Source organism: Burkholderia sp., assembly GCF_018375725.1.
In the GTDB taxonomy this organism is placed as follows: Bacteria; Pseudomonadota; Gammaproteobacteria; order Burkholderiales; family Burkholderiaceae; genus Burkholderia.
On the sequence record NZ_JAHACR010000368.1, the window covers coordinates 1 to 3745 of the forward strand.

Here is a 3745-nt window from a genome sequence, read left to right on the forward strand (position 1 = left end):
CCTTGAACTCATCCGTATACCGCTTGCTGCTCATATCCATCTCCTTGGTCACCGTAATATACGGCTAGAAGATGGCTAGGAAATTCTGGTCGATTCAAAGCGACTTTGGTGCAAAGCTTCTTGGCGCCTGCATAAATCAACTTGCCTGCCGCGTTTCCTGCAATACCAGCGACGACGCCGCCAATAAATGCGCCAATGGCCGCGCCGATCGGGCCGAATACGGCTCCGATTTGCATGCCTATAGCTGATCCCTCGGCCATAGCAAACGTCGTAACCAAGACAACGGTGGTAATTTCACCCATGGCGTCGAGTGCCTCGTCAGTCGTGATCTCGCCGCGACCAAGTTTCCACAGCACCTTGATATTCTCCAGTGCGATATATGTCGCGGTGGCGATCTGTCCCGCTGGAGTCTGTTTCAGCAAACGGCCAAGTAGGCCACGCTTGACCGCAATCACCATGGCGCCGGCAAGCGCTGTGTGAAGTGCTGCATTTGAGGCGCTGGTCAGAGAACTGGAAAAAAATTCCCGCAGGTCGTCGCTGATCGTAGTATTGGGCTTGCCGCGCAATGTATTCCATGCGCGTCGACCAAGGATGCGCGCACCCTGGAAACCAACCGAGATGGTTGCGGAAAGCAGGGACCGTTTCATGATCTGGTGTGCGATAGCGCCACGGCTTACCTGGTCCCAACCATAGCGTTTGGACTCGCCATCTTGCTGCGCATCATATTGTTGCTGCTTCGCTTGTTCCTTAGTGAGCGGCGAGGACGATATGCCATCCACTTCGATAGTTTCAGTGCTGCCAGAGACGCCCTCGCTATGCCCTTCGGGTACCAGTTTGCGTTGGCCGCGATAGTCGCCTTGCTTGTAGAGATGATTTGTGGCTTCTGCATCAGCGCCATACTTAGACTGGTAGCGCCGCACGACCCTGCTGTCTGCATCTCGAATCACGAGATCAACGGAGTTTTTGCGATAAGGTTGCCCCAGTTCAGGTGTCATTACCTCGGCACTATAGGTACTGCCTTTGGCGGCGACATCGATATTGAAGCTGTCCACATGATGTTGTTCTGCGATGAAGCCATCGAGGTTCGTACAGCCGCTAATCGCGCCATCGGCACGCTGGATCACTTTGGCGCTATTGAGGGTAGCCTGATCTAACGCTCTCTCGATAGTTGCTGCATAGGCGCCAACATCAGCAATACCTTGGGCAGCAGTGACTCGCTCAAGACTGTCGGCGAACCAGTTCGCTCGGCTCTGGCCGGCTGCCATGGCCGCATTCAACGACGCCTTTTGGGTGTTTACCTCGCCGATGGTCGAGGCGACCTCATATGCTGCGGATTCGATCTCTGCGTCCCCGTTCCATAACGACGGATATCGGTGGAACTGTTCAACCAGCCATTGCTCGCAGGTCTGGGTGAGATCTCTTGTAGCGTATGCACTCAGAAAGGACGCGATGATTTCAGCTGCTTCGGCGGCTGCACCATCAATCGGTTTGCCTTGGGCATCGATCGGCAAACCAGCCATTTCGTCCAGATCCTCAACGGTCCCAGTGTCCGCAGCAGGAGGGAGTGGATTGGAATCGGGTACTCCGCGCTCGGCCATAAGAACGGTACTCGATTTGATCGTGTAGGCAGATTTGTCGACTGGAGAGGGACTTTCACTCGTAGATTCGTGCGTCATGTTTTCGTATCGTCTGAGAGTGCAGATTTAGTGTTTGTTGGTGCGCGAGACCTACTGGGCTAGGTGAGCCGTATCGTAGTGTACGAAAGGGACATTCTGCGTCTCGGTTTTTTAAGGGTGCTTGGTCGCATAGGTAGACTGAGACGTAAAATGTCCCGATCGGCGCATACGATGCCGCAATAACATCACAAAGCAAACGGATACCTAGATGGCAGTCTCAAGCCTAGATGAAGCGATTCTTCGCATTCTTCCCACCGAGCGGGATTCGGTCGCATGGTTGTCTACGCCGGATATACGTCGGCAGTTGGAAGCGCGTGGGCATCGTATCGATTACACGAAGAAGGTGCAAAGGCATTTGGCGGCTCTGGAAAGGAGTAGTCTCGTCATTTCGATGGCTAGCGGCCGTGAGCTACTATGGCAGCGCAAGCCGTGGCTTGCTGGCGCACGGGATGTGGCCAACTTGATGAGCGCATCCGAGGCGGTGGCATTCCACATCCTTCAGCGCTTTGCTCGGGATAAGCTTCCTGCTGCTGTCACTGGGGATATCGAGCCACTATTCCGTGCGGCTGAAACTCGGCTTTCTGAAGAAAGGGGCGATAGCCGCATCTATCGAGCGTGGGCGGACAAAATCGATTCAGTCGACAACACGTTCTCGCTGATTCGTCCGAAGCTTAATGCTGAAATTTTTCAGGTCGTAGTTACTGCGATGTTCTTCGAGCGTGAATTGCTCATTCAGTACCGGCCGGTTTACAAGGTTGATCGAGATGGGGTGATTCGGGAGAAGCGCCTGTGGCCGCTAGCGTTGGTTGAATCGGCGGGCGTTGTGTACATCGTTGCCCAAAGCCCTGACCATCCGCCTAGACCGGAGGATGGGCGGCCAAACTGGCTCAGGTCGCTTTATCGGTTGGATCGCCTTACATCGGCAACTGGATCAGGCAAAATTTTTCAGTATCCGTCAGATTTCAAGCTGCGTACTTATATCGATGCCGAGCAGGTCTTCGATTTCATGCCGGAGGCTCCGGTCATGCTAGAGCTGGCATTCGACGGAACTAGCGGAAATCACTTGAAGGAAACGCCGATGGCGAAAGACCAGCACATCGATGTGCTTCCGGATGGACGCACGAAGATAACGGGCACTGTAACTCCCAGCCTTAAGCTGCGTCGTTGGCTTCGCTCGTTAGGTATCTGCGTGGAAATTTTGGCGCCGCAATCACTGCGCGAAGAGTTTTCCGCAGACTATGTGGGTCTTGCGCGGCGATATGGGTGGGCAGGGTAGGGAGGGGGGGGGCGGAAAATCGCCATGTGACGCACGGTGTGCCTGTCGCTTCCCTAACGCTTGGCAGACAAACGGGGCGGTAGCCCGGCGAAAGCGCGAACTTCCGTGCTCTGCGGGGGCAAATTCGACGGTTCTCTGCCGGTAGCATCGTTATGTTGCTAATTGGGGTGCTCTGGCGTACTCGTCAAGGCTCCCGTCCGGTGACTGTTGACAGGCAGTACCGGAAATGGTCCAGCGCAAAGCAAAAAGCCCGGTCAGCTTTCGCTAACCGGGCTTCGTAATGCTTGGTGGGGCGTGAGTGACTCGAACACTCGACCTACGGATTAAGAGTCCGCTGCTCTACCAACTGAGCTAACGCCCCCAACAGAAGAAGAATTATGCCCGGCTTTTTCCCCCTTGGCAAGCACTTTCTGCGAATTTTTCTAAAAAGATTCGCGATCGACAGGTGCACAAGTTGGGGAAACAACGAGCCGTCGGACGCCGCGTGCTCCCGGTATGATGACGCCCACATGCGTTGCGCGGCGGTCGCGCAACGTTCTCCGGATATTCCAAGATGGACGAAAACGCAGTCCGCGAATTGCTGGACCGGCTGCTGGCTCCCTGGGTTCGCTCGCTTGGCCTGACGCCCGTATCGATCTCCGACGACAGCATCACGCTCCGCTTGCCGTTTTCCGGCGAGTTCCGTCACTCGGGCGGTGTGATCTGCGGTCAGGTATTCATGGCCGCGGCCGACACGGCGATGGTGATCGCAATCTCCGCCGCGCTCGGCGAATTCCGGCCGATGACAACCGTC

At 55.6% G+C, this 3745-nt stretch carries 3 protein-coding genes and 1 tRNA gene; 2 read left to right on the top strand and 2 right to left on the bottom strand.

The window, feature by feature from the left end:
* Positions 1–8: 8 nt before the first annotated feature.
* Positions 9–1676 carry a hypothetical protein gene (locus KH616_RS22825; RefSeq protein ID WP_292252172.1) on the bottom strand — a complete coding sequence of 556 codons (1668 nt, stop codon included), beginning with the start codon at positions 1674–1676 and terminating at the stop codon, positions 9–11.
* 208 nt (positions 1677–1884) lie between these two features.
* Here KH616_RS22825 and KH616_RS22830 point away from each other — a divergent pair, with 208 nt between their 5' ends.
* On the top strand, positions 1885–2952 hold the full coding sequence (locus KH616_RS22830) for a WYL domain-containing protein (protein WP_292252173.1): 1068 nt from the start codon (positions 1885–1887) through the stop codon (positions 2950–2952).
* Positions 2953–3237: 285 nt separating this feature from the next.
* On the opposite strand, the gene KH616_RS22835 is transcribed toward KH616_RS22830, so the two are convergent.
* Positions 3238–3313: transfer RNA gene (locus KH616_RS22835), tRNA-Lys, on the bottom strand.
* Positions 3314–3505: 192 nt separating this feature from the next.
* On the opposite strand from KH616_RS22835, the gene KH616_RS22840 reads away from it, so the two are divergent.
* The coding region (locus KH616_RS22840) for a PaaI family thioesterase (protein ID WP_292252174.1) at positions 3506–3745 on the top strand (240 nt) is incomplete at its 3' end.

Bases quoted from the DNA above. Each gene is read 5' to 3' on its own strand.
- KH616_RS22825 (WP_292252172.1), bottom strand. From the start codon at position 1,676: ATGACGCACGAATCTACGAGTGAAAGTCCCTCTCCAGTCGACAAATCT.
- KH616_RS22830 (WP_292252173.1), top strand. From the start codon at position 1,885: ATGGCAGTCTCAAGCCTAGATGAAGCGATTCTTCGCATTCTTCCCACC.